Origin of the sequence: Sphingomonas sp. ID1715, from assembly GCF_013044515.1 — a bacterium.
In the GTDB taxonomy this organism is placed as follows: domain Bacteria; phylum Pseudomonadota; class Alphaproteobacteria; order Sphingomonadales; family Sphingomonadaceae; genus Sphingomonas_B.
In genome coordinates this window covers 251,528-273,999 of sequence record NZ_JABEPR010000001.1, presented here as the reverse complement: position 1 = coordinate 273,999, position 22,472 = coordinate 251,528, and the positions used below count along the sequence as shown (strand labels likewise).

At 67.3% G+C, this 22,472-nt stretch carries 16 protein-coding genes and 1 tRNA gene; 9 read left to right on the top strand and 8 right to left on the bottom strand.

Features of this window, described 5'->3' with window-relative positions; genetic code table 11:
• The first annotated feature begins 78 nt into the window (after nucleotides 1–78).
• From HJG53_RS01340 to HJG53_RS01320, 5 genes are all read left to right on the top strand, one after another.
• Nucleotides 79–2,121, top strand: a complete 2,043-nt coding sequence (locus HJG53_RS01340; RefSeq protein ID WP_171127441.1) for a transglycosylase domain-containing protein — start codon at nucleotides 79–81, stop codon at nucleotides 2,119–2,121.
• A gap of 81 nt (nucleotides 2,122–2,202) precedes the next feature.
• A complete protein-coding gene (locus HJG53_RS01335) occupies nucleotides 2,203–3,396 on the top strand; it encodes an acyl-CoA dehydrogenase family protein (RefSeq protein ID WP_171127440.1) in 1,194 nt (397 codons plus the stop codon).
• 111 nt (nucleotides 3,397–3,507) lie between these two features.
• A complete protein-coding gene (locus tag HJG53_RS01330) occupies nucleotides 3,508–4,647 on the top strand; it encodes an acyl-CoA dehydrogenase family protein (RefSeq protein ID WP_171127439.1) in 1,140 nt (379 codons plus the stop codon).
• 59 nt (nucleotides 4,648–4,706) lie between these two features.
• On the top strand, nucleotides 4,707–6,527 hold the full coding sequence (locus HJG53_RS01325; RefSeq protein ID WP_171127438.1) for a DUF885 family protein: 1,821 nt from the start codon (nucleotides 4,707–4,709) through the stop codon (nucleotides 6,525–6,527).
• 35 nt (nucleotides 6,528–6,562) lie between these two features.
• A complete protein-coding gene (locus HJG53_RS01320) occupies nucleotides 6,563–7,336 on the top strand; it encodes a MipA/OmpV family protein (protein WP_171127437.1) in 774 nt (257 codons plus the stop codon).
• Nucleotides 7,337–7,421: 85 nt separating this feature from the next.
• Here the strand turns inward: HJG53_RS01320 and HJG53_RS01315 are convergent, their stop codons facing one another.
• From HJG53_RS01315 to HJG53_RS01305, 3 genes are all read right to left on the bottom strand, one after another.
• Entirely contained in the window at nucleotides 7,422–9,005 is a 1,584-nt protein-coding gene (locus HJG53_RS01315; protein ID WP_254447464.1) for an amidohydrolase family protein, read from the bottom strand.
• A 34-nt stretch (nucleotides 9,006–9,039) separates the two neighbouring features.
• Nucleotides 9,040–10,689: a thiamine pyrophosphate-binding protein gene (locus HJG53_RS01310; protein WP_171127435.1), complete on the bottom strand. Its 1,650-nt coding sequence runs from the start codon at nucleotides 10,687–10,689 to the stop codon at nucleotides 9,040–9,042.
• A gap of 162 nt (nucleotides 10,690–10,851) precedes the next feature.
• Nucleotides 10,852–12,282 (bottom strand): NAD-dependent succinate-semialdehyde dehydrogenase, encoded by a 1,431-nt coding sequence (locus HJG53_RS01305; protein WP_171127434.1) that lies wholly within the window; start codon nucleotides 12,280–12,282, stop codon nucleotides 10,852–10,854.
• Between the two features lie 133 nt (nucleotides 12,283–12,415).
• Here HJG53_RS01305 and HJG53_RS01300 point away from each other — a divergent pair, with 133 nt between their 5' ends.
• A complete protein-coding gene (locus tag HJG53_RS01300; protein ID WP_171127433.1) occupies nucleotides 12,416–13,339 on the top strand; it encodes an SMP-30/gluconolactonase/LRE family protein in 924 nt (307 codons plus the stop codon).
• Nucleotides 13,340–13,417: 78 nt separating this feature from the next.
• Nucleotides 13,418–14,167 carry an energy transducer TonB gene (locus tag HJG53_RS01295; RefSeq protein WP_171127432.1) on the top strand — a complete coding sequence of 250 codons (750 nt, stop codon included), beginning with the start codon at nucleotides 13,418–13,420 and terminating at the stop codon, nucleotides 14,165–14,167.
• A gap of 86 nt (nucleotides 14,168–14,253) precedes the next feature.
• Here HJG53_RS01295 and HJG53_RS18940 read toward each other — a convergent pair whose 3' ends face one another.
• The 4 genes from HJG53_RS18940 to HJG53_RS01275 all read right to left on the bottom strand — a co-directional run bounded on the left by HJG53_RS18940 (nucleotide 14,254) and on the right by HJG53_RS01275 (nucleotide 20,855).
• A complete protein-coding gene (locus HJG53_RS18940; protein ID WP_171127431.1) occupies nucleotides 14,254–14,589 on the bottom strand; it encodes a TfoX/Sxy family protein in 336 nt (111 codons plus the stop codon).
• Nucleotides 14,590–14,593: 4 nt separating this feature from the next.
• Nucleotides 14,594–19,240: an NAD-glutamate dehydrogenase domain-containing protein gene (locus HJG53_RS01285; protein WP_171127430.1), complete on the bottom strand. Its 4,647-nt coding sequence runs from the start codon at nucleotides 19,238–19,240 to the stop codon at nucleotides 14,594–14,596.
• 96 nt (nucleotides 19,241–19,336) lie between these two features.
• Entirely contained in the window at nucleotides 19,337–19,921 is a 585-nt protein-coding gene (locus HJG53_RS01280) for a hypothetical protein (protein WP_171127429.1), read from the bottom strand.
• A 67-nt stretch (nucleotides 19,922–19,988) separates the two neighbouring features.
• The gene (locus HJG53_RS01275; RefSeq protein WP_254447463.1) at nucleotides 19,989–20,855 is read right to left on the bottom strand and encodes an oxygenase MpaB family protein; all 867 of its coding nucleotides are present in this window, start codon (nucleotides 20,853–20,855) and stop codon (nucleotides 19,989–19,991) included.
• 75 nt (nucleotides 20,856–20,930) lie between these two features.
• Here HJG53_RS01275 and HJG53_RS01270 point away from each other — a divergent pair.
• Both HJG53_RS01270 and HJG53_RS01265 read left to right on the top strand, forming a co-directional pair.
• Nucleotides 20,931–21,006: transfer RNA gene (locus HJG53_RS01270), tRNA-Thr, on the top strand.
• A gap of 46 nt (nucleotides 21,007–21,052) precedes the next feature.
• Nucleotides 21,053–21,847, top strand: a complete 795-nt coding sequence (locus tag HJG53_RS01265; protein WP_368039478.1) for an SDR family NAD(P)-dependent oxidoreductase — start codon at nucleotides 21,053–21,055, stop codon at nucleotides 21,845–21,847.
• On the opposite strand, the gene HJG53_RS01260 is transcribed toward HJG53_RS01265, so the two are convergent.
• Nucleotides 21,844–22,419, bottom strand: coding sequence for a peptidylprolyl isomerase (locus HJG53_RS01260; protein WP_171127426.1), 576 nt, complete (start codon nucleotides 22,417–22,419; stop codon nucleotides 21,844–21,846). The two genes, HJG53_RS01265 and HJG53_RS01260, sit on opposite strands and share 4 nt — an antisense overlap.
• Nucleotides 22,420–22,472: the final 53 nt, after the last annotated feature.

The following is a 22,472-nucleotide window of genomic DNA, read 5'->3' as shown; positions in this document are numbered from 1 at the left end:
AAGTCGAAACGGCGTCTCGAAGGACTTCCCTTCACTGTCATAGGCGCATAGAACAGTTCCGGCGTTATGGACGAACGGATGCGCTACGATCGGGATTGGGACGAGCGGCTCGACGCACTCGAGCCGCTGCCGCCGCTCGATCCCCTGCTCGATGACGACGGCTCGCCCGATGTGCAGCCGCCGCGAAGGCGCTGGTTGCGCAAGCGGCATATCGCGGCGGGTATCGTCCTGCTGTTCATGCTCACGATCGGGTGGCTGGCGATCACGGCGCCGCTGAGCCGCTCGCTGCAGCCGATTGCCGCGCCCAGCATCACGCTGCTGGCGAGCGACGGCACGCCGATTGCGCGCAAGGGCGCGATCTTCGCCCAGCCGGTGCGCGTCGCCGAGCTGCCGAAGCATGTGCCCGAGGCGTTCATCGCAATCGAGGACCGCAGCTTCCGCTCGCATATCGGTATCTCCGCCCGGGGCATCGCCCGGGCCGCGTGGCGCAATCTGGTCGGCGGCGGCGTTTCGCAGGGCGGCAGCACGCTGACGCAGCAGCTTGCCAAGAATGCGTTCCTGAACGACCGCCGCACCTTCGGGCGCAAGGGCCAGGAACTGCTGATCGCCTTCTGGCTCGAAGCCTGGCTGACCAAGGACGAGATCCTCGAACGCTATCTGTCGAACGTCTATTTCGGCGACAATGTCTACGGCCTCCGCGCCGCCGCTCGCCACTATTACAGCCGCGACCCCGAAGAGCTGACGCTCGGCCAGGCGGCGCTGCTCGCGGGCCTGGTGAAGGCGCCGTCGCGGCTGGCGCCGACGCGGAACCTTTCGGGCGCACGGGCGCGGAGCCGGGTGGTGCTGCAGGCGATGGCCGATGCGGGCTTCATCACCGAAGCCAAGGCGAAGGCGCAGCCACCGGTCCGGCTGAAGGTGCAGCGCGAAAAGGACATGCCGACCGGCACCTATTTCGCCGATTGGGTGATGCCCGCCGCGCGCGACCAGGCCGGCGCCGTCTACGAACGGCAGGAGATCCAGACGACATTGGACACCCGGCTGCAGCGCTTCGCTGTCGCGGCGGCCGGGCGAGGGGCGATCAAGGGCGCCCAGATTGCGCTGGTTGCGATGCGTCCGGACGGGCGGGTGGTCGCGATGGTTGGTGGCCGCGATTATAAGGACAGCCCCTTCAACCGGGCGACCCAGGCGCGGCGGCAGCCGGGCTCGACCTTCAAGCTGTTCGTCTATCTGGCGGCGCTGCGCTCGGGCATGACGCCTGACAGCCTGGTCGAGGATCGGCCGATCACGATCGACGGCTGGTCACCGACCAACAACGACAAGCGCTATCGCGGCAAGATCACGCTGCGCGAAGCCTTCGCCGTTTCCAGCAACGTCGCCGCCGCGCGGCTGGCACAACAGGTCGGCCCCAAGGCGGTGATCCAGGCCGCGCGAGACCTCGGCATTACCAGCCCCTTGGCCGACCAGCCGAGCCTGGCGCTCGGCACATCGGGCGTGACCTTGCTGGAGCTCACCTCAGCCTATGCGGCGGTGGCAGGCAACAATCTGCCCGTCCGTGCCTATGGCCTCCCGAAGGAGCCACAGGGCTGGATCGCATCGCTCTGGAATCGGCCCAAGCGGCTGAGCAACCGCGATCGCGAGATGCTACTCGATCTGCTCTCGGGCGTGATCGAGCGCGGCACCGGACGCGGCGCGCGACTGTCCGTCGAAGGCTTCGGCAAGACGGGGACGACGCAGGACGCCCGCGACGCGATCTTCGTCGGATTTGCCGGCGATCTGGTCGTCGGCGTCTGGGTGGGGCGCGACGACAACAAGCCGATGCCGGGTCTTGCCGGCGGGGGCGCCCCCGCGCGCGTCTGGCGCGATTTCATGAGCCGGGCGATCCCGGGCGCTGCGATCCAGGCGCCGCCGGTGCCCGCCAATCCTGAGCCGGTCGTGGTGGTCGACGAGGATGGACTGTCGGGCAGCGCCGATGTCGGTGGCGTGCAACTGGGCATTTCCCTGGACGAGAATGGTGTCTCCGTGTCGGCCGATCCGCGCGAGGATGGGCCTCCATCGCCACCGTCCGAATCGCGCGCGCCACCGCTCGAGCTGGAGCCGGTTGGACCCGAGGACGAGCGCTGAAGCTTGCCGTAGCGTCGGCGCGCTCCCGCTTGCCGTTAACGTAAAGCGCTCCTAACACGTCTCCAACCAAGGAGAGGTGAGATGGACCTGGAGTTCAGCCCCGAAGACGTGGCGTTCCGCGAGGAAGCGCGCCGTTTCATTGCCGAAAATTACCCGCCCGAGCTGCGCGCGAAGATCGCCGACGCCGAAGAGCTCGCGAAGGAAGACTATCTGAAATGGCACCGGATCCTCGCCAAGAAGGGCTGGGTCGCACCGGCCTGGCCGAAGGAATATGGCGGCCCGGCCTGGACCACGACGCAGCGCTTCATCTGGTCGGAAGAACTCGCACGCGCCGACACGCTGCCGATCCTGCCGTTCGGCATCAACATGGTCGGACCGGTCATCTACACGTTCGGCACCGCCGAGCAGAAGGCTCGCTTCCTGCCGCGCATCCTGTCGGGCGAGGATTGGTGGTGCCAGGGCTATTCGGAGCCGGGCGCTGGTTCGGACCTTGCTTCGCTGCGCACGCGCGCGGTGCGCGACGGTGACCATTATGTCGTGAACGGCCAGAAGACCTGGACGACGCTTGCGCAGCATGCCGACTGGGGCTTCTGCCTCGTCCGCACAGACCCGGACGCCAAGGCGCAGGAGGGCATCTCCTTCCTGCTGATCGACATGAAGTCGCCCGGCATCACCGTGCGCCCGATCATCACCCTGGGCGGCGAGCATGAAGTCAACGAAGTGTGGCTCGAGGATGTGCGCGTGCCCATCGACCAGCGCATCTATGAAGAGAATAAGGGCTGGACCTGCGCCAAATTCCTGCTCGCCCATGAACGCACCGGCATCGCCGGCGTCGCGCGGTCGAAGCGGGGCGTAGAGCGGATCAAGACGATCGCGCGAACCGAGATGGATGGCGACAAGCCGCTGCTCGCCAACCCCTTCTTCAAGCGCAAGGTCGCCGAGCTGGAGATTGACCTGACCGCGCTCGAATATACCGAGCTCCGGACGCTCGCCTCCGAAGCATCGGGTCGCGGACCCGGGCCGGAATCGTCGCTGCTCAAGATCAAGGGCACGGAGATCCAGCAGCGCATCACCGAACTCGCGCTGGAAGCGGTGGGCCATTACGGCGCGCCCTATTTCCGCGGCTTCGGCGAAGGCGACAACGAGCACCCGATCGGGCCGGATTACGCGCACCGAGCCGCGCCGACCTATTTCAACGGCCGCAAGACCAGCATCTATGGCGGTTCGAACGAGATCCAGCGCAACATCATCGCGAAGATGGTGCTGGGGCTTTGACACCAACTTTTCGTCATTCCCGCGAAAGCGGGAACCCAGATTTTCTGTATGGCCGCTGCGCGGCGGCTGGGTCCCCGCTTTCGCGGGGATGACGAGCAAAGGGGCAGACTGATGGACTTCAGCTATAACGAGACGCAGCAGATGCTGCGCGACACGCTCGCGCGGTTCCTGGGCGACACTTACGACTTCGAGACGCGGCGCAAGATGGTCGCGTCGGACAGCGGTCGCGATCCGGGCGTTTGGCGTGCGCTGGCGACGGAGCTCGGCATTCTGGGCGCGCCTTTCTCGGAAGAGCAGGGTGGCCTTGGCGGCGGCGCGGTCGAGAACATGATCGTGATGGAGCAACTGGGCGAGGCGATCGCGATCGAGCCCTATCTGCAGACGGTGGTGATCGGCGGCGGCGCATTGAAGGCGTCCGGCGGTGCCCTGGCCGAGGCGCTGATTCCGCAGATCATCGGCGGCGAAGCGGTGATCGCCTTCGCCTATGCCGAGCCGCAGGGCCGGTATGAGCTGCACAATCTCCGCACCAGCGCCCGGCGCGAGGGCGAGGGTTGGGTGCTGAATGGCCACAAGGCCGTCGTCTATGCCGCCCCCTGGGCGACGCATCTCCTCGTCACCGCGCGCACCGGCGGATCGCAGCGGGAGCAGGGCGGCGTGTCGCTGTTCCTGGTCGAGGCGAACCGGTCGGGCATCGTCCGCCGCGACTATCCGACCGTCGACGGCTTCCGCGCGTCCGAAATCTACTTCGAGAATGCGTCCGTGCCGGGCGATGCGCTGATCGGGGAGGAGGGCGGCGCGCTGCCGTTGATCGAGCGGATCGTCGACGAGGCCACCGCCGCCGTCTGCGCCGAAGGCGTCGGCGTTATGCGGCGGCTGCATGCCGGCACGCAGGACTATGCCCGCCAGCGCAAGCAGTTCGGTCGTCCGATTTCAGACTTCCAGGTGCTGCAGCACCGCATGGTCGACATGTTCATGGAGGTAGAACAGTCGGCATCGATGACACTGATGGCGACGCTGAAGCTCGATCTGCCGGACGCCGAGCGCATGGCCGCGGTCAGCCAGGCCAAGGCCAAGGTCGGCAAGGGGCTGAAATTCACCGGCCAGAGCGCCGTGCAGATCCATGGGGGTATCGGCATCACCGACGAGCTGGCGATCGGTCACTATTTCAAGCGGGCCACGATGATCGAGGGCCAGTTCGGCTCGATCGATCACCATCTCGCCCGCTTCGAGCGGCTCAGCATGCCGGACTGACCGCTTTGCACTCTCCGGCCGGAGCGCTTAGCAAGCTGCAAGACTCCGGGAGATTGTGAATGCGCCTGACCCGCCGCGACTTGTTGCTTCAGTCCACCGTCGCAGCCGCGGCGGCTGGTCTTCCGGCCGAAGTGATGGCCGCCGACGGTTCGGCCGACGCGCAGGCGTCGAAGATCCTGGACGCCATTACCGAGCAGATGCTCCGCGATTCGCCGGAGAGCGCGACCGGGCTCGGCATCGACAAGGGCGCGCGGGCCGGCCTGAAGGCGAAGCTCACCGACAATTCGGCGGCAGGCAAGCGCCAGCTGGCGGATCATCTTCGGGCCGGGCTCGCGCAGCTGAAGCCCCTGCCACTCGATGCGCTGAGCCCGACCATACGCACCAATGTCGAAGTTGTGCGCACCGCATTCGAACTCGCGCTGGAGGGCTTTGCCTTTCCCTATGGCGATGTGGCAGTCGGCGGTTACCGCAACTCACCCTATGTCGTGATCCAGAATGTCGGCGCGTTCCTCGACACGCCCAAGCTGCTCGACAACGACCATCTGGTCGAGACCAGCGCCGATGCCGAAGCCTATCTGCTGCGGCTGAACGCCTATGCAGGGCAGCTGGACGGCGAGACGGAGCGGCTGAAGGCGGCCCGCGGCCAGGGCGTGATCGCGCCCGACTTCCTCCTCGACAAGGCACTCAAGCAGCTGGCGGTGGCGCAGGAGGGGCGTCCCGAAGACTGGGGCCTGGTCACTTCGCTGGCCAAGCGTACGGCCCAGATGAAAGGCGGCTATGCGGCGCGGGCAGCGGCGATTTCACGCAACCGGGTCGCGCCGGCGCTTGCCCGGCAGGTGGCAGAGCTGCGCCTGCACCGTGCGCAGGCGGACAGCCGCGCGGGCGTGTGGAAGCTGCCGCGCGGCGAGGAATATTATGCCTGGGCGCTACGGGCCGGCACGACGACGCGGCTGAGCCCGGACGAAGTGCACCAGATGGGCCTCGATCAGCTCGCCGATTTGCAGCGGCAGATGGATCCGATCCTGCGCGGCCTCGGCTACACCCAAGGCACGGTCGGCGCGCGCATGACTGCGCTTGGCAAGGACCCGCGCTTCACCTTTCCGAACGACGACCAGGGCCGCGCGCAGATCATCAAGCTGCTCGAAGATCGCATCGCGCAGATCCGATCGGAAATGCCGAAGGCGTTCCACACGCTGGTGCGCGGCAATGTCGAGGTGAAGCGGCTGCCGCTCGCCGAAGAGCCCGGCGCTCCGGGCGCCTTCGGCGGCGCGGGGAGCATCGACGGCAAGATCCCGAGCCGGCTGTGGATCAACCTGCGCACGACCGAGCTGTGGCCGCGCTATGCGCTGCCGGACCTGGCCTATCACGAGGCGATTCCGGGCCATGGCTGGCAGGGCGAATATACGTTCAAGCTGCCGCTGATCCGCACCTTGCTCGCCTTTAACGCCTATTCGGAAGGGTGGGCGCTCTATGCCGAGCAGCTGGCGGACGAGCTGGGCGTGTATCGCGAGAACCCGATCGAGCGGCTCGGCTATCTGCAGAGCCTCGGCTTCCGCGCCTGCCGGCTCGTCGTCGATACCGGCCTGCACGCGAAGCGCTGGACGCGCAGCCAAGCGATCGACTGGTTCGCGACCACGAACGGATCGAGCGTCGCCGAAGTGTCGGGCGAGGTCGACCGCTATTGTTCCTGGCCGGGACAGGCGTGCGGCTACAAGGTCGGCCACAGCTATATCAACCGGATGCGCGACAAGGCGAAGGCCACGCTCGGCGACCGCTTCGACTTTCGCGGCTTCAACGACGCGCTGGTGCTGGGCGGCCCGGCGCCGATGACGGTGCTGGACGGGATCGTCGATCGCTACGTCGCGGCGCACAGGGCTTGACGCAACCATCGGCCGCAGCGACCGTTACGGGCACGATGCGTATCCTGATCCTGGCGCCGGCCGCCTTCGCCCTGATTGCAACATCGGCCGCGGCCCAGCAGGAGGGAGGCCGCCGCGTTCGGGTGGGCGTGGGCGCGCAACTGACGCCGTCCTATCCCGGCGCGGACGAAGTGAGCGTCGGTCCGTTCGGCGACCTGTCGATCGCGCGGGTCGGCCGCACCTTCACCTTCGAAGCGCCGGACGAAAGCTTCGGCTTTTCGCTGCTCGGCCGCGACGGCTTCGGGATCGGCCCCGCCGTCAGCCTCCAGGGCAGTCGCAAGGACAAGGATGTCGGCGTTCCGATCGGCAAGGTGAAGACGACCGTCGAGGCCGGCGGCTTCGTCCAGTACCAGTATCGCGAGAATTGGCGGCTCCGCGCCGAGCTTCGCAAGGGGCTGGGCGGCCATGACGGGCTGATCGGCGACGTCAGCGCCGACTTCATCATGCGCGACGGCGACCGCTACGTGTTTTCGATCGGTCCGCGCGTGACGATCACCGATAAGGATTATCAGCGCGCCTATTTCGGCGTGACACCCGCCCAGTCGGCGGCCACCGGACTGACCAGCTATTCGCCGGGCGGCGGCGTGCAGTCGGTCGGCGGCACGGCGGGACTTGTCTATCAGTTCTCCGACAAATGGGGCGCGTTCGGCTATGCCCGCTATGATCGGCTGGTCGGCGATGCGGCCGACTCTCCGCTGGTGCGGCGCTATGGGTCACGCGACCAGTTTTCGGGCGGACTGGCGCTGACCTACACCTTCGTGGTGCGCTAGTCGTGCCCCGGCGAAGGCCGGGGTCCAGGAGAGACCCGCTCCGAACAGGAGATGTGGGCCCCGGTCTTCGCCGGGGAACAGCACGCTACGGCACGACCTTAGGGTTCGTCTTCTCGGCCTCCGCGACCATCGCCCGGACGCGGGCGAGGAGGGCGGGGGCATCATAGATGATGCCGTCCTTGATCGTCCAGCGCACGCCGCCGGCGCGTTCCTGCTTGCCGGAGCTCGGGTTCAGCCGCAGCCGGCCCGTGCCGTAGAGCACTTTGAAGTTGGCGAGCGGATTTTCGGGCACGATCACCAGATCGGCGAGCATGCCGCGGCGAACCGTGCCGAACTCGGGCGCCTGACCTTTAGGCTCGGTCAGCGTGCGCGCGCCGTCACGGGTCGCCGCCTGCACGACCTCCAGCGGCGTGAAGCCGGCCTCCTGCAGCAGCTCCAGTTCCTGGATGTAGCCGAAGCCATAGAGCTGATAGATGAAGCCGGAGTCCGAACCCGTCGTCACCCGCCCGCCGATCCGGTGATAGTCGCCGATCAGCCGCTGGAACTTGGTGTAGAATTGCCTCCAGCGGACTTCGTCCGCCGTGGTCCAGTCGTAGAAATAGGAACCGTGGTTCTCGCGGCTGGCCTGGTAGAAATTCCACAGCGCCGGCAGCGTATAGTCGCGGTGCCAGTCGGCGGTGCGCGCGCGCATCAGGTCGCGATTGGCGTTGTAGATGGTCAGGGTGGGATCGAAGACGACGCCGTTCTTCTTCTGCTCTTCCAGATACGCCCACCATTCGGGCGAGCCGGGCTCCACACTCTGCGCGGCGATCGCGGCGACCTGCCCGAACCGGTCATATTCGTTCAGATAGTTATAGTCGGTCGGAAAGGACTGGATCGTGCCGTCCTTCAGCAGGCTTTCGAAATGGCCGTAGAAGTGGGTGACGGTGCCGAGCCCGAGCCGCCCCGCCTCGACGGCGTCGAGCTGCGCCACGCCGGTCTGCGACAGGTGCGCGACGGTGCCGAGCCCCTGCTTCTTCGCCTCGTCGATCGCGGCGCCGATGATCTCCGGCGTCTCTTCGGAGCGGTTGAAGAACTTGATGCCGTCGATGTTGTTCTTGGCGGCCCAGCGCACCCATTCGCGCGCCTTTGCCGGGCTGTCGACGCGGCCCCATCCCGAGCCGAGTGTCTGATAGTTGAAGATGCGCGGCGCGGTGATCGCGTTCCGGGCGCTTCGCGCCTTTTCGGACGCGGACACCGCGGCGCCGGCAAGCGGCACGCCGCGCACCGTCGTCACGCCGTGCCCGAGCCACAGCTTATAGGCATATTCCAGATCGGGCGCCTTGGTGAGGTCGCCGCCATGGACGTGCGTATCAACGAAGCCGGGCAGCACATACATGCCGGTCGCGTCCAGCTCTTCCGCGCCTTGGGGAGGCCGGTTGGCGGCGAGCGGCAGGCCGGGCGTGCCCGCGATCAGAATATCGGTGATGCGGTTGTTTTCGATCACGATGTCGACCGGCCCGAGCGGCGGCGAGCCGGTGCCGTCGATCAGCGTTGCACCGCGAATGACAAGCTTGGGGAAAGGGCCGCGTCCCTCGCTTCGGGCTGGCGCCGGGTTCAGGTCGCGCTCCGGGGCCGGCGCAGCTCCCAGCGTGACGGCGAGCAGCGCAGTGGCAAACATTCTTTTCATGATCATCCCCGACCGTTCGCTCGATACGAACGAATTATTTTCGCTGGAGCTGGCTGAGCGTGATCGCAGGCGTGAGCTGTTCGACATCCGTCTTCAGGTGGAGCAGCTTGACGCCCTTCTTATCAAGCGCGCGGGCGAGGGCGGGCGCGAACCGATCAGTTTCCTCGACCGTTTCCGCCCAGCCGCCATAGGCGCGGGCAAGGGCGGCGAAGTCCGGATTGTGGAGCTGCGTGCCGGAGACGCGGCCGGGATATTCGCGCTCCTGGTGCATGCGGATCGTGCCGTACCAGCCATTGTCGACGACGATCACCAGCATGTCGCAGCCATAGGCGACGGCGGTCGCCAGCTCCTGCCCGTTCATCAGGAAGTCGCCGTCGCCCGCGACCGCCACCACCTTCTGCTCCGGCCGCCTGAGGCACGCGGCAACAGCGGTCGGCACGCCATAGCCCATCGCCCCCGCGGTGGGCGCGAGCTGCGTGCCATAGCCTTCGTAACGCCAATAACGGTGCCACCAGCCGGAGAAGTTGCCGGCGCCGTTGCAGATGATCGTATCCGCCGGCATCGCCTCCCGCATCGCCAGCACGCACTGGCCAAGATCGAGGCGGGCGCTTTCACGAGGCTTGGGGGTGGACCAGTCCAGCCATTCGGCGTGGGCTTCTCCCCCCTTGCGGCTCTGGACCGCGGGGGCCTCCAGAGTTTGCAACGCCAAGCCGATCGTCATGTCGACGCAGAGCGCCTGATCGGCCTGGTAGACGCTGTTCAGCTCTTCCGGGTCGGGGTGGATGTGGATCAGCTTCTGGCCGGAATGATCCGGTCTGATCAGCGTGTAGCCGTCAGTCGTCGCCTCGCCCAATCGCGCGCCGACGACCAGCAAAAGGTCGGCACGCCGAATGCGTTCGAGCAGCTTCGGATTGGGGCCATAACCCAGATTGCCGGCGAACACCGGCGACGTGCTTGGGAAGCAATCCTGCCGGCGAAATGCGGTCGCGACGGGCAGGTCCCATGCTTCGGCAAAGCCGGCGAATGCATCCGTCGCAGCTTGCGACCAGTCCGCCCCGCCAATGATGGCGATCGGGCGCTCGGCCGCTCTGAGCGCCTCGCCGATGCGCGCGATCTCTTGCGGGCAGGGGACCTGAAGCGGCCGTCCAAGCTGCGGCCGATCAACTGCCTCCACTTCCTCCAGAAGCATGTCCTCCGGCAGCACGACAACGACCGGTCCCGGCCGGCCCGACATCGCCGTCGCATAGGCGCGGGCGGTGTATTCCGGGATGCGCTCGGCACGGTCGATGCGCAGGACCTTCTTGCATAGCGGCCCGAACATCTGGCCGAAATCAACTTCCTGGAATGCCTCGCGGTCGCGGTCGCCGCGCGCCACGTCGCCGACGAACAGGATCATCGGCAACGAGTCCTGCATCGCGACATGAACGCCGATCGAGGCATTGGTCGCGCCCGGACCACGGGTGACAAAGGCGATGCCGGGGCGGCCGGTCAGCTTGCCGTCCGCGCAGGCCATGAAGCCGACGCCGCCTTCCTGCCGGCAGACCACCACTTCGATGCTCGGCGTGTCGTGCAGGGCGTCGAGCACGGCCAGGAAGCTCTCGCCCGGCACGGTGAAGATGCGGTCCGTGCCCTGTGCGACCAGATTGTCGACCAGGATGCGCCCGCCGGTTCGTTTCGCTGTCATGCCGCTCCTGTAAGAAGCCAGCACGCGAACGTCCACGCACGCTGCATCGTCATCCCAAACTTGTTTCGGGACAAGGCCGGTGTCGAACTCGATCCTTGACGACCGGCATCTCGCGTCCGGACAGCTTGTCCCGAAACGAGTCCGGGATGACGGGCGTAGCGGTCAGGCCTGGTGGATCGCCTTCACGACCATATAGCTGTCGAGGCCCTCCGGCCCGCCTTCGCTGCCGAAGCCGCTGTCCTTGATCCCGCCGAACGGCGTATCGGCGCCGGAGATCGCGAAGGTGTTCAGGCCCACCATGCCGGACTCGATCAGGTCGCCCAGCCGATTGGCGCGCCGGCCATTCTCGGTAAAGGCGAAGGCGGCAAGGCCGAAAGGCAGGCGGTTGGCCTGTTCGATCGCTTCCTCTTCGGTCGCAAAGGGGCGGGCGACGCCGACCGGGCCGAACGGCTCCTCGTTCATGATCCGCGCCTCGAGCGGCACGTCGGCGAGCAAGGTCGGCTTGTAGAAGAAACCGTCGCCAAACCGCTCGCCACCCGCCGCGAGTTTCGCACCCTTGGCCACCGCATCATCGACCAGCGCGGCAATTGCGTCCGGGCGGCGCGGATTGGCGAGGGGACCCATCTTGTTGGAGGGATCAAGGCCGCTGCCGACCGGGTAGTTGGCGGTGCGCGCCGCAAACCCCTCGACGAAGCGCTCGTAGATGCCCTGCTGGACATAGAAGCGTGTCGGCGAAACGCAGACCTGGCCGGCGTTACGGAACTTCTGGGGGACGAGCATGTCCAACGTCCGCTCAAGATCGCAATCGTCGAAGATCAGCACCGGCGCGTGGCCGCCCAACTCCATCGTCACCCGCTTCAGGCCATCGGCCGCAAGCCGCATCAGATGCCTGCCGACCGGCACCGAGCCGGTGAAGCTGACCTTGCGGATCACCGGGGAGGCAAGCAGGTGGCGGCTGACCGTGTCCGGCACGCCGAAGACGAGCTGCGCGACTTCGGCCGGCAGCCCGGCATCGGCCAGCGCCCGCATCACGGCGGAGGTGCAGCCCGGGGTCTCCTCGGGCGGCTTGGCGATCACCGAGCAGCCGGCGGCGAGCGCGGCGGCAAGCTTCTTGGCCATCAGGTAGACAGGGAAGTTCCAGGGGGTGAAGGACGCGACCGGCCCGACCGGCTGTTTGATCACGATCGAGCGCTGGCCCGTCGGCCGCACCAGCACGCGGCCGTAAGCCCGCTTCGCTTCTTCGGCATAATAGTCGAACAGCTGCGCCGCGCCGATTACTTCGCCCTTGGCCTCGCCGAGCGGCTTGCCCTGTTCGAGCGTCATCAGCGTGCCGATCTGATCAGCGCGTGCGCGCAGCAGGTCGGCCGCCTTGTGGAGGATGGCGGCGCGGGCATCGACATCGGTCGCCCGCCACAGCTTGAAGCCGCGATCGGCCGCGGCGAGCGCCTCGTCGAGGTCGGCCGCGCTCGCCAGCGGCACTTCGGCCTGAGCCTGCCCGGTTGCGGGGTTCAGCACGGCCTGGCGCCCCTCGCCGGCTCGCCAGGCACCGTTCACGAACAGCTTGAGGTCGGCGTCGTAGGTTGCTGTGGCCATGATTAGAACTCCGTGTTTGGCGCCCCCATAGCCGGTTTGAGCTGAGCTTGTCGAAGCCCTCCCCTTCTCCTTAATGTGCCGGCAAGAACAAGGGAGGGCTTCGACAGGCTCAGCCCGCACCGGGAGAAGAGTCATGCAAGCGTTCATCGAAATCGCCAGCGGCCTGCGCTTTCCCGAGGGACCCGTCGCCATGCCGGACGGCAGCGTGATCCTGGTCGAGATCGAGGCGGGGCGGATCACGCGCTGTTGGGGCGAAGGCAAGTCGGAGACGGTCGCGGTGCCGGGCGGCGGGCCGAACGGATTGGCGGTCGGGCCGGACGGCATGCTGTATCTCTGCAACAATGGCGGCTTCGAATATGTGGAGGCGCAGGGGCTGCTGATCCCGCACGGCGCCGCGAAGGGCTGGAGCGGCGGGTCGATCCAGCGCATCGACCCGAATAGCGGCCGCATCGAAACGCTCTACACTCATGCCGGCGACGTGCAGCTGCGGGGGCCGAACGACATCGTTTTCGACGATCAGGGCGGCTTCTGGTTCACCGACCACGGCAAGACGTTCGAGCGCTCGCGCGACGTGGTCGGCGTCTTCTACGCCAAGGCAGATGGCAGCCATATCGAGGAAGCCATCTTCCCGCTCGAAAACCCGAACGGCATCGGCCTCTCCCCCGATGGCAAGCGGCTTTATGTCGCCGAGACCTACACGGCCAAGCTGTGGGCGTTCGACATCGAGGGGCCGGGCAAGCTCGCCAAAGGCGAGAGCCTGACCGGATCGGGCGGACACTTCCTCTACGGCGCGGGCGGTTACAGCTGGTTCGACAGCCTGGGCGTGGACAGCGCCGGCAATGTGTGCGTTGCGACGATCGGCAATGGCGGGATCTCGGTCGTATCGCCGAAGGGCGAGCTGGTCGAGTTCGTGGACACGGGCGATCCTTTCACCACCAACATCTGCTGGGGCGGACACGAACTGCGCACGGCCTACATCACGCTGTCCGGCACGGGGCGGCTGGTCAGCATGGAGTGGCCGCGGCCGGGCCTGGCGCTTCATTATCTGAACCGCTGACGAACGCGCCGCTCCGCCGCCGTTCAGCGGCGGTGACGTAGAAATGCCACCTCATGCGTTTTCGCGCGCGAGGCTGGCATGTACGGTGATCGAGGCTGGAGCAGGGAAAGGATCGCATCGGCGGCGGGCGTGGCGCTGGTTCACGCCCTGCTTGGCTATGTGCTGCTGACGGGCCTGCGGCTCGACCTGCCGCGGCGGGTCAGCGAAGAGCTGAAGCTGATCGATGTGCTGCCGCTGCCGGATCCGCCCAAGCCGCAGACGAAGGTTCCTCGCCAGGTGAAGGCCAAGCGGCCGCAAGGAGAGGCATCGCCGCCCAACCTGCGCGCCGAACCGACCCAGATCGTCCTGCCGCCGCCGAGAGTTCCGATGCCCTCGCCGAACCCGGTTCCGGTCGCTCCCATTGCGGGCGTCGGCAATGCACCTTCGGCTGGTTCGGCGGACATCGCCGGACCGGGCTATGGCGCCGGCGGTTGGGGCAATGGCCGCGGTGCTGGCGGTTATGGCGACGGGGATGGCGATGGTGGCTGGACGCCGCCACGCCTGCGCAAAGGCCGCATCCGCGACTCCGATTATCCGCGAGCGGCGGGCGAGGAAGGCGTCGGGGGAACGGTCGGCGTCCGCTTCGTGGTCGAGCCCGACGGTCGCGTATCGCGCTGCGACGTGACGCGGTCGAGCGGGAGTCCGGTGCTTGACGACACCACCTGCCGCCTCATCGTGGAACGCTTCCGCTATGAACCCTCGCGCGATCCTGAGGGACGGCCGGTGCCCGCGACGATCGTGCAGAACCATACATGGGTCATCCACGACCTCCCGCCGGAAGAGCGCTGATCATCTCCAGCCGTTCGCTTCGAGCGAAGTCGAGAAGCGGCGCGTAGCGTTACGCTCGTTTCTCGACTTCGCTCGAAACAAACGGACTATTTGGCTTTGACCTTCTTTGGCTTGGGCGCCGGCAGCTCCGCCGCCGTGATGCGGAACAGCTCGGCGAGCCAGTCGGCGTCGTCCCAGCGGTCCGCATCGATCAGCGGATGCGGCTTCGCCTGCGGATAGGGCGGTGCTTCCTCGACCGGGCCGGTGAACGCTGCGCCCCCCGCCGTCCGCTTCACGAACAGCTGGTCGTCGCAGACCATCGCGACCATCTTCCCGTCCAAGTACAGGCCATATTCCCCGAACATTTTCTTCGCCGTCACTTCCGCTCCGCCAGCGCCGAGCTGGTCGAGGAGGAAGGAGACGGTGTTCGGATCCGACGCCACGCCGTTACCGCCCAAGCAGCACGCGCGCCTGCCCGGCGATCTGGGCGAGCATCGCGGCGTTGGGTGCCGTGGTGGCGCGGGCACGGTGGATCAGGTCACGGAACTGCGCGACCCGGCCCGACTGGCGCTCCAGCCACTCACCGGCAAAGACCTGCGGGTCCTTGCCGCCGGCGCGGGCGAGGAAGTCGAGGCGCATCTGCTGAAAGTCACGGGCCAGGCCCGCGGCGAGCAGCCGCTCCCACGGGTCTGTCGGGGTGAGCCGTGCCGCCGTCGCCTGCGCCCAGTCGAGCCCCAGCGCTTCGCCGAGACCGGTGAAGGCGCGCGTCAGCACGACCTCGTCCGTCTTCGTTTCGACCCCCAGCGTGGCGAGGCCTACTGCGCCGTCCATCTCGTACAGCCGTGCAACCCGCCGCACGCACTCCGGCGGCGCGCCGAAATCGAGCAGGCGGCGCGACAGCGTCGCGGAGGCAGCCTGGGCCTCCTCCTCAAGCAGCCCTTCGAGCTGGGCGTCGAGCCGCGCGATCCCCGGTCCGATCCGCGCGACCAGGTCGCCCGGGAGGGTGCCGGGATCGGTGGCGCGGAGCAGGTCGGCCATCTGTGCGCGCGCGCCGATCGCCAGCGCTTCGAGCAAAGCGATGCGCGCCGCTTCGCTCATCGTCGAAGCGTCGATCGCGTCCCAAAGTTCGCGCAGGCCGAACAGGCGCTCGGCTGCAACGAACATGGCGGCGATGTCGCCCAGCGCCGCGCCTTCTTCCTCGGCCAGCTCATAGGGATGGATCATGCCCATCCGGTTGACGATGCGGTTGGCGATCTTGGTCGCGAGGATCTCGCGCCGGAGCTGATGCTGCGCGATCGGCCCGGAGAAGCGCTCCCGCATCTCGGTCGGAAAGGCGGCGAGCAGGTCGGGCACCAGGCTCTCGTCCTCACCGATCCGGCTGGCCTCCACCGCATCCTGCAGCGCGAGCTTGGCGGTCGAGAGCAGGACTGACAGCTCGGGTCGGGTCAGCCCGCGATGCTCCTGGGCGCGGCGCAGCAGCTCGTCATTGCCGGCAATGCCTTCGACGGCGCGGTCGAGCCGGCCCGATGCCTCGAACGTCTCGATCAGCCGGACATAGGAGCGCAGGCCGGCCGACGCGCCGGACTCCGCCACGGACAGCGCCAGCGTCTGGTGGCGATTGTCGTCGAGCACCAGTTCGGAGACGTCGTCGGTCATCCGGGCGAGCAGCGCGTTACGGTCCTCGAACGACAGCCGGCCCTCGTTCATTTCGCGGTTGAGCGCGATCTTGATGTTGACCTCATTGTCCGAGCAGTCGACGCCGGCCGAGTTGTCGATGAAGTCGGTGTTGATGCGGCCGCCGAGCTGCGAGAAGGCGATCCGAGCGGCCTGGGTGACGCCGAGGTTGGCGCCTTCGCCGATCGCTCGCGCCCGCAGTTCCTCGGCATTGACGCGCAGCGCGTCGTTCGCGGGGTCACCGACCTCGGCGTTCGATTCGGTGCGCGACTTCACATAGGTGCCGATGCCGCCGAACCAGATCAGGTCGGCCGGGCTCTTCAGGATCGCGGAGATCACCGCAGCCGGCTCCAGCTCGGCCTCGGTAATGCCGAGCGCCGCCTGGGCCCCGGGCGACAGGGTTATCGTCTTGGCGCTGCGCGGGAAGACGCCGCCGCCCTTGGAGATCAGCTTCTCGTCATAGTCGGCCCAGCTGGAGCGGGGCAGGGCGAAGAGCCGGTCGCGCTCCGCCCAGCTCGTGGCGGGATCAGGATCGGGGTCGATGAAGATGTGACGGTGATCAAAGGCGGCGACCAACTTGATCGCCTTGGAGAGCAGCATGCCGTTGCCGAACACGTCGCCCGACATGTCGCCGCAGCCGACCACGCGGATCGTCTGCGTCTGCACGTCGATGCCCTGCTCCGCGAAGTGGCGCTGCACCGACACCCAGGCGCCCTTGGCGGTGATGCCCATCGCCTTGTGGTCATAGCCCTGGCTGCCGCCCGACGCGAAGGCATCGCCCAGCCAGAAACCGCGTTCCAGCGCGATCGCGTTCGCCACGTCCGAGAAGGTCGCGGTGCCCTTGTCGGCGGCGACGACGAAATAGGGATCGTCGCCATCGCGGGCGATCACCTGATCGGGATGCACGACCGAGCCCCCGACGATGTTATCCGTGACGGAAAGCAGCGAGCGGATGAAGACGCGGTAGGATTCCGTCCCCTCGGCGAGCCAGGCGTCCCGGTTCGATGCCGGCGGCAGCTGCTTGGGAAAGAAGCCGCCCTTGGCACCGGTCGGCACGATGACGGCGTTCTTCACCCGCTGCGCCTTCATCAGGCCGAGGATTTCGGTGCGGAAGTCGTCGCGCCGATCCGACCAGCGCAGGCCGCCGCGCGCGACCGGCCCGGCGCGCAGGTGGATGCCTTCCACACGCGGGCTGTACACCCAAATCTCGCGCCAGGGCAGCGGCGCCGGCAGGCCGGGAATGGCCGCGCTGTCGAGCTTGAAGGCCAACGCCTCGACCGCGGCCGGCGAAAAGGCGTTGGTGCGGAGCGTGGCCGCCACCACGCTGCGGATCATGCGCAGGATGCGGTCGTCGTCCGCCGCCTGGACCTGGCTCAATCCTGCGTCGATCGCGCGTGCGGCCTTGTCCGCGCCGGCGTCGGACGCACTGGCCGGGTCGTGGCGCGCGTCGAACAGGTCGATGATGCCGCGGGCGACCGCCGGTGCACGGCGCAGCGCATCGACCACCGTCATCAGGCCGTAGGACAGTCCCGTCTGTCGCAGATAACGAAACCAGGCGCGGAACAGCACTGCCTCGCGCGGCAGCATCGCGTTGGTGACGATCAGGCGATTGAAGGCGTCGTTCTCGGCGGTGCCGGACAGCACTGCGGCGATCGCCGGCTCGATGATGTCGGCGCGAGCGAGCAAGGCCTCCGCCTGCTGGCCGTCTTCCACCTCAAGCAGGAAGTCGTGGATGCTGCCGAGCCCGTCGTCCAGCTTGGCCGGCATTTCCTCGATGACCCGGAAACCGAAATTTTCGAGCGTCGGCACCGCCGCCGACAACGGCACCGAGCCGCCGACATTGAAGATCTTCAGCCGCAGCTGCCGCTCGCCGTCGCGCTCGAACCGATGCAGGCGGACATCTCGCGCCTGCGCTCCTTCGAGTTCGGACAGGCGCAATACGTCGAGCGCCGCCTCGGCCGGCGTGTAGCGGCCGCGGTAATAGGCCGGGAAGCATTGTGCGTAACGCAGCCGCAGCCGGGCGGCGCGGCCGGCGTCGACATGCTCGGCCAGCGTCGCTTCGATGCCCGGCGCCCAGCCGCGCACCATTTCGGCGATGCGCCGGTCGAGCGCTTCGGTGTCGGGAACACGCCCCTCACGAATGTCGAGCGTGTAGCGGATCAGGGCGAGATCGCCGCTTTCGAGCGCAACGCCCCAGTTGAGGATCTTGGCCTGGGCCGAGTCCGCCAGCAGGCGCCCGATCGTCAGGCGGCGGGCGGTGGTGAGTTCGTCGCGCGGCAGCCAGACGAACGCGAAGACGTGACGGCCCAGCGCCCCCGTCACCGTGACCAGCTTGGGTCGCGGCCGATCGGCCAACGACATGAAGGTGAGCGCCAGCTTCTCGAGCTCGCCGGGCGCAAAGGCGATCAGCAGATCGTGGGGCAGGGCAGCCAGGGCATGAGTCAGCGCCTTGCCGGCGTGACCGGCGGGGTCGAAGCCGTATTTCTCCTGCAGTGCCGACAGGCGCGCGCGGAGGATCGGGATCTTGTTCGGCGGTGTGCCGAGCGCGCTGCTGGTCCACAGCCCGGCATGGATCGAGAGCGCGGTGATCGCACCCTTGTCGCGGACCGGCAGCAGGATCAGGTCGAGCGGCGCGCGCCGATGGACCGTGGCGAGCAGGTTCGACTTGATCAGCAGCGGCGCTTCGCCGCCATTGTCGAACCAATCGAACGCCCGGTCGAGCGAAGCGGGCGCGAGATACTCATGACCGCCGGCGCGCGACATGCCGAGCGGGTCGCGACGGCCATTGTCGCGGTCCCGCAGCTCATGGCCCAGCTGGGTGAAGTGCGCGTCGAGGAACCAGCGCAGCAGCGCGGCGCCTTCACCGTCCGGCAGTCGATCGGCATCGGCCTTGAGCGCTCGCTGCAGCAGCGGCCAGTCATCGACCGCCGCCCGCACGTCCGCGAGGACTGCTTCGAGTTCCTCGACCAACGCACGGCGCTCACGCGCGTCGGCGCGTTCGAGCTCCATGTAGATCATTGACTCACGGCGCGCGCCGCTCTCGCTGGCAGGCAGCAGGCCTAGCAGCTCGCCATCCTCGTTGCGGCGCACGCCGAGCACCGGATGAAGCACGCGGTCGATCGCGAGGTCGTGCGCGCTGATGGTGCCGGCTACCGAATCGACGAGGAACGGCATGTCGTCGTTGACGAGGGCGAGGCGCATGTAACGGCGGCCATGGCCGACCGACTCCAGCCGGATCGACGGCTCGCCGGGCGTCCGCTTGGCGGCGGCCTCGGCAATGAAGGCCGCGGCTTCGGCGCGGGCCTGACCATCGAAATCATCGAGTTCGCCTGGCAAGGCGCCCTTGATCAGCGCCTGGGAAAGGTCGGTGATAAGCTGCTGGTCCGGCGTGTCCTGCCGGTTGCGCGTGGCCGTCGCCATGAAACTCCGCCTGCGATTGTTGCCCGTCGAGCGCGGGCCTTCCAAGCAGGCGCTATGCGCCGGGCAGGCGCCGATCTCAACCCCGCGGGGGCGCGGTCAGTGACGAGTGCTGTTGCCGGGGCCGCCCAGCTTAGCCATTTCGCGCTGCAGCGCGTCGGTGAGGTCGTCGGGCAGCGTGTGCTTCCAGTTGATCACGCCCAGTACATGGTCGATCGTGTCGCCGTCGGCGGAAAAGGGCATCAGGATGCCGCGATAAAGAGTGGGCATGCCCTGGTGGTTGGTGAACTCGGCCTCGAACCCGATCGGCGCGCGGGTGGCGATGATCTCCAGATAATGATCGGTCAGCCGCGACAGCAGCGAGCCGCGGGGCACGTCGGCGACCGACTCGATGCCGGCAACGGCGCATTCGTCGCGTAGCGTGGCGCCGATGCGAGCGATGCGCGGCGCGGTCACGTCGCCGGTATAGTCGATCAGCACCGAACGCGGTTCGAAGTCCGCCAGCGCATCAAAGTCGAGATCGGCGATGCTCGGGAAGGCCCGACCGCAAAGCAGCGACACCCAATGCTCATAGGCCCGGACGTGCAGACGCCGTTCGGCGCCACCGATCACCGGTGGCGGTGCCTCGATGATCACTTCGTCCGCCGGATCCTCATCGCGCTCGAAGCCATAAGCCGCGTCCATCGCTCATTCCTTCACGGTCTTGCGCGGCAATGATGCGGCCAAAGGAGTAAACGCCTCGTAAAGCGGCTCAGCCGAACGCCCAGCGCAGCGTTCGCGCGACCCCGAGCGTGCCGGCGCGAACGAGCGGAATGAGCGGCGCGGGCCTGTCCAAACCATGCATCCGCCGCGCCCAGACGGGCAGCAGATCGACCGCCGCCTGCATCGTCAGGCGGAGTAGCGGTTCGGCGGCCCGGCGATGCACGGGTGCGCGCAGCACTAGTTGCGCGACTTCCCGCGTCCGCTCGTCGGCTAGCAGCTCCGGGCGCATTGTATCGATTAGCGCCAGCGCTTCGACCCGGCTGCAGGGCACCGGATTGGCGCCAAGGGCCTCGCCCAGTTGCGCCATCTCGGCGAAATAGCGATCCTGATCGGCCAGGCTCATCCGCGGTTCGGCGTAGCGCCGCCACCCGGCGAGGAAGCTCACCGTCTCCGTCGCATGCACCCAGGCGAGCAGCTTCGGATCGTCGGCGCGATAGGCGGTGCCGTCCGGCAGAGTGCCGCCGAGGCTGCCATGGATGGCGCGAACGCGGGCGATCGCCGCCTCGGCGTCCTCACGCCCGCCATAAGTGGTGAGCGCGACGAACTTGGCCGTGCGCCGCAGCCGGCCGTGCATGTCGCCGCGAAAGTTGGAATGATCCCACACGCCCGCCAGCACTGCCGGGTGCAGCATCTGCAGTAACAGGCTGCTGATCCCGCCGACCATCATCGAAGTCACGTCGCCATGCACCCGCCAGGTCACCGACCGTGGTCCGAACAGCCCATCCGGCCGCCGCACGACCGGCCGCTCGTCGCGTGCGGGGTCGTTGAAGATCGCGACGATTTCGCTCGCGATACGCCGCTTCAGCATCCCGCTGAACGGCAGTGGCGGCAGCGCGGGAGGAGCAGGACGCGCCATGCCTCGCATTTAGTGAGGAATGCGCCGCTTGCCAGCGCCCGAACCGGCTGATAATCGCGCCCACTCCAAGCACCGGCCGCCTTAGCTCAGTTGGTAGAGCATCGCATTCGTAATGCGGGGGTCACAGGTTCGAGTCCTGTAGGCGGCACCATTTCGCGGCTGACTCGGCCAGCTGTTCCGCGCCTTGTTGAGGCCCAGTGATGCGATTGGATGGAAAGATCGCGCTTGTCACCGGAGCGGCGCGGGGCATCGGTGCAGGCATTGCCCGTGCGTTTGTACGGGAAGGTGCGACCGTCTGGTTGACCGATATCGATGAGGCTGGCGATGTCGCACGAGGGCTGGGCCCTAATGCCCGCTCGGCCGTCCTCGACGTGCGGGACGAATCCGCCTGGGACCAGACCGTGGCGACGCTGCTCGCGCGGGATGGCCGGCTCGACATTCTCGTCAACAATGCGGGTGTCACCGGCTTCGAGACGGGCACCGGGCCCCACGATCCGGAAAATGCGAGCCTCGCTGAGTGGCACGCCGTGCACGCCGTGAATCTCGACGGCACGTTCCTTGGTTGCCGGGCGGCGATCCGGGCGATGCGTCCGCAGGGCACAGGGTCGATCATCAACATCTCGTCGCGGTCAGGGCTGGTCGGGATCCCTGGTGCTGCGGCCTATGCCTCGTCCAAGGCCGCGATCCGCAACCACAGCAAGTCGGTCGCGCTCTGGTGCGCGCAGCAGGGGCTCAGGATCCGCTGCAACTCGGTGCATCCCGCCGCCGTGCTGACGCCGATGTGGGAAAAGCTGATCGGGAACGGACCGGATCGTGAGAGCCGGATGGCGGCAATGGTGGCCGATACGCCGCTCAAACGGTTCGGTACGGTGGAGGAAGTGGCCGCGCTGTGCGTCTATCTCGCGTCCGACGAATCCGCTTATGCCACGGGTGCGGAGTTCACCCTCGACGGTGGCCTGCTGGCCGGATCGGCGGTGTCGCCGGGCGACTAGCCGATCCGCCGCGCGCGGATGATCTTGACGCGGTTCTTGATGATCTGGTCCTTGAAGGCGCCGGAGCCCCGGCCGATCCAAGTAGGAGAGGCCAGGATCTTCTTCGCCACATCCATGCCCTTGAGCACGCGCCCGAACGCCGCATAGCCGACATTCCCCGGCCGTGCGTCGAGATAGGGTGCGGGGCCGACGGTGATGAAGAACTCGCCCATTGCCGTGCCGGGCAGGTTGCGCGCCATGGAGAGCGTGCCGTCGGTGTGCTTCAGGCCCGTCTTGCTCGTCGGCTCGTGATCGATCGAGAAAAAGGCGCGGCGATAATCCTTGTCGATCCCGCCCTGGACATAGCCGATCTTCGGGTTCGCCTTGTTGCGGGCGGCACGGTAGAAGGTCGTGCCGTCGAATTTGCCGTTCACCACATAGCGCAAGAAGTTGGCCGCCGTGATCGGTGCCTGCTTGTCGTAAAGTTCGGCGACGATGGTGCCGAGGCTGGTCTCGATCGCGACTTTCGGCCCGGCAAGGGCGGGGGAGGCAGTGAGGAGAGCGGCTGCAGCGAAGGCAAATTTGTTCATCATCGTCATTCTCGCGAAAGCGAGAACCCAGCTTTCTTGTTCCTGAACTGACGACT